This window comes from Sellimonas catena, assembly GCF_027924685.1.
Taxonomy (GTDB): domain Bacteria; phylum Bacillota; class Clostridia; order Lachnospirales; family Lachnospiraceae; genus Sellimonas; species Sellimonas catena.
Genome location: NZ_BSBO01000075.1, coordinates 1 through 3,643, shown reverse-complemented (window position 1 = coordinate 3,643; position 3,643 = coordinate 1). Strand labels below are relative to the sequence as shown.

5 protein-coding genes are annotated in these 3,643 nt (G+C 38.5%); 1 reads left to right on the top strand and 4 read right to left on the bottom strand.

Going from position 1 to position 3,643, the window contains the following annotated elements:
• The first annotated feature begins 153 nt into the window (after positions 1–153).
• On the top strand, positions 154–354 hold the full coding sequence (locus Selli1_RS17970; RefSeq protein ID WP_281874442.1) for a hypothetical protein: 201 nt from the start codon (positions 154–156) through the stop codon (positions 352–354).
• Between the two features lie 54 nt (positions 355–408).
• Here the strand turns inward: Selli1_RS17970 and Selli1_RS17965 are convergent, their stop codons facing one another.
• The 4 genes from Selli1_RS17965 to Selli1_RS17950 form a co-directional block, all read right to left on the bottom strand.
• A complete protein-coding gene (locus Selli1_RS17965) occupies positions 409–1,605 on the bottom strand; it encodes a peptidoglycan recognition protein family protein (protein WP_281874440.1) in 1,197 nt (398 codons plus the stop codon).
• Positions 1,586–1,954, bottom strand: a complete 369-nt coding sequence (locus Selli1_RS17960) for a ribonuclease (RefSeq protein ID WP_281874439.1) — start codon at positions 1,952–1,954, stop codon at positions 1,586–1,588. The genes Selli1_RS17965 and Selli1_RS17960 overlap by 20 nt, the downstream gene beginning before the upstream one ends.
• Positions 1,955–1,969: 15 nt before the next feature.
• Positions 1,970–2,278, bottom strand: coding sequence for a hypothetical protein (locus tag Selli1_RS17955; protein WP_281874438.1), 309 nt, complete (start codon positions 2,276–2,278; stop codon positions 1,970–1,972).
• 397 nt (positions 2,279–2,675) lie between these two features.
• Positions 2,676–3,533 (bottom strand): polysaccharide deacetylase family protein, encoded by an 858-nt coding sequence (locus Selli1_RS17950; protein WP_281874435.1) that lies wholly within the window; start codon positions 3,531–3,533, stop codon positions 2,676–2,678.
• Between the last annotated feature and the right edge of the window lie 110 nt (positions 3,534–3,643).

The following is a 3,643-nucleotide window of genomic DNA, read 5'->3' as shown; positions in this document are numbered from 1 at the left end:
TATGAAGATTGGTGTGTGTGGTAACTCAACAATACAACATAAATACAAAAACTGCTACTTTTTTTGGAAAAAAGTGATGGAAATGCGTACCTTGCACTAGCCGTCGCGCTAGCGACTTGGTACAATTATAGTATATTTTATAGGAGGTGCTTTATGGGAATAATAAAAGATGCTATAACTATTGGTAAAATATTATCTAGCGTTATTATCATGTTTAACTTGGATTCAATACGTGAAAATGAACTTAAAAATTATGCCAAACTATATCAATCAGAATGGATTGAAAAATGTAAAACAGAATCCGAAGTTGAACAATATCTCATTACAAAAGCAAAAGAAATAACCAAAAATTAACGTAACTGAACTTTTCATCAAAAAATCCCTCCAGAGGAAACTGGAGGGATTCTTTTAATTCTTTACAATCCGAATCTGAACTCTATCAATTCCTATTCCGTAGATTCCAGCATAGGCATCTGCACCAGTACTGTACTGACTGGACCAGGAAAGCCATCCCGTCCGATCCGTAAGCTGGACTCTCACTTCAGCATGATATCCTGACTTATTAATCAATCGAACCTGAATTCCGTCAATGACATGGCCATAGATCCCGGCATAGTCATTCGGCGTCTTTCCGGATGCATCCGTTACCCAGGAAAGCCACTGCCCACCCTGAAGGTGAACCCGATACTGCAGATTTCCAACCGCTGACTGTGATCCTACTGTATAGGCCTTCAGTCCTGTGATTGCCTTACATGGAATTCCTGCATATCCATCTGAACTTACATTATTATAATTTGTCACCCACGGGAGCCACTGACCGTTTACATATGCCTGATACCGGACATTGACTCCCGATGCTGCCGTGGATCCTCCATTCGATGGTGTTGACGGTTTTGTAGAAACCTCTATAGAACTTCCAGAATCTTCCGGAAGATTCTGGTCTCCAGCCACCATACTTTTAAAAGAACTCCATGTCACTGGATCATCATTAAGCACAAATGGATTCGGGCAGTATTTTCCGACTACATCATAATGCCTAACAACACGGGATAACGGAACATCATATTTCTTCATCAGTCCCTGTACCAGTTTTACTGTACTGTTGATGGTAGCATTCTCAAAATACCAATCCTTTGATGTATCACTTCTACTTCCGGAAGTCCTTACACACATCTCAATATTGATACTATTGTAATTGGTACACTTTCCGTATACACTACCACCCTTGGTTCCCAGATATTTATTTCCTCCAACAGACCAGGCTGCCAGATTGTCGGAAACGCTCTGCCATATTTCTCCATTATATCCTACAAAATAATGGGCTGATGCTCCTCGATATCCATTTGCAAAATAGGTAGCATTGTTTACAGCACTTCCAGGTGCTCCGGTATAGTGCACAACAATATATTTTACATCATTCCCATACCGGCTGGATGCATTGATTGTCTGAAGTTTCTGATTAATCTGTAATCCGTTTATAGTAGCCGCTTCTGCCCGGATCGGCGAAGCTACGACTATTGTCCCAATAACCGGTGTACAGAAAAGGACGGCTGCCAGCGCAACCGCCCTTACTCTTTTCAGTAATTTATTCCTTTTCGTCAGCATCCGTATCATCTCCTTTATGCTGGAATCTCCAAAACAGCTCTGCAACATAGGTCCATCCTTTTGTCGCTACCAGTGCAAGGACAAATCCAATCACGATCATGGCAATAACAAAGTACCATGTAACAGGAAATCCCGTCATATCTACACAAGCAAAATATGCAATCAAGGTTAATGCTACCGACAGCACAAGAACCTGCAGATCCGTCGGGATGCTACGTAAGCCCGGAAGGCCCTTTGTCACCTGTGTAATCACAACATTCAGGAAACAGATTACCCCTGCCACAAAAATCAGGAGATTGATATTCTCCATTACCATTTTAAAAACATCAAGCTGCATTGCATCTACCATAAATCATTCCTCCTTTTACATTCCAATAAGTTTGAATACATAACCAACAATAATTCCAATGATTGCTGTGATTACATATCCACTTACTTTTCGCCACATTTCACCGTCTCGTCCTTCCAGTTTTTCCAACCTGGTTTCTTGCCTACTCTGTGACTTTGCCATACTCTCCACACTCAGAGCCAACCGTTCTACACTTGCTGTCAGATCTTGAATTTGTCTGAGTCCTTCTTCCAGAGCTTCCAATCTGTGGTTGGTCCTCTTATGTTCGTCCTCCATCCTGCGGACAAACTCGTCATGTTCTTCCCTGCTGATTCCATTTTCCATGACCTTCTCTCCTTGTCGTTCATTGTCATTTTTTTGCATAAAAATAAGACCGGTTCACGGTCTCGCTCGGATCTTCATATTTTTCTCTTACCTTACTTCACTTTTGTAACATTATTAAAATATCTTTCCTGAATTTTTATCCACACTTCAAAATTATACAGATCATGTTTTCTAACAACATTAATATAAAAATCATTCGCCACAATATTTCTGGAGAGCACATTGATCTATCTCATTTAGGAACTTAATTTTTCAACTTATCTCATACTCCTGCAATACCTAGTTATCATCCTTAGATAAACACTTAATACTTAAAACTTCAAACCTAGATTAACTTAAGAAGAGGTCTCGGTCTCTGTCTAGCCATATTATTGTTTCCAATCTTTTTATACGTTAGTTAATTACCTCCAAAATATTTCTTATAAGCATATTGTGCCGTTACAATATCTACACCTTTTGATAAAGCGTATTCCATCGCTTCTCGTAACATAGGAATATATACCACATCACCAACATGATGATACATAAATCCAACTTCATTTCTGTCATAAACCGGTTGCCCACTTTCGTACATAAGCATAGGTGAACCATCTGACTCAAATATTGGATTTCCCTGATCATCGCAAACAACTCTATGAAGATACTTGCTGTTAGATGTATGAAACATCCAAATCATCCAACCACCACTTCTTACACAATCATCTATAAATGCTTTCATATCATCAAGGTTCCAATCTGTTCTCTCTTCTGTTGATGCATAGTCAATTCTATACCTCGCAAGTGCATATTTATTCGAATTTTGATTGTTAACAACAGAACCTCCAATTTTGATACCACACTTAAAAACCTTCTCTGCTGATTTATGACATATTTCGTAGTTTCCGGTTGATGAAGAGTATACAAGAATATCACAGGATGGAAAACCTTTTCTTGCAAGTATATTAAATCCTCTTTGATATTCGTAAACAATTGTTTCCTCATCAAGTGATGGAATTTCACTACCCTCTCTATGATTATATGTGTGACAAAGTATCTCTGCACCTCTATCAACACACTCTGCAATTTGATCGTAAGTCATATAATTTACATCACTTCCAATTCTTGTTGGTACAACAGCAGATGCGATAGGCTTTTTAATATCCTCAATAAGAGGAACTACATCAGCCAAAAAATGTTTGTTTCCATCATCGTCAATTATAGTTAATAATGGTTTATTGTAAACAGGAAAATGATTATTTACTAAAACTTCCCACACCAATACGGTGTGTTGAACCTTGAAAATTCAATATTTCAGCCAATAAAAAAGGCATAAACCTGTCCCGTTTGGTATAATGGAATTGACGAAAAACCATCTATACAAAGGAG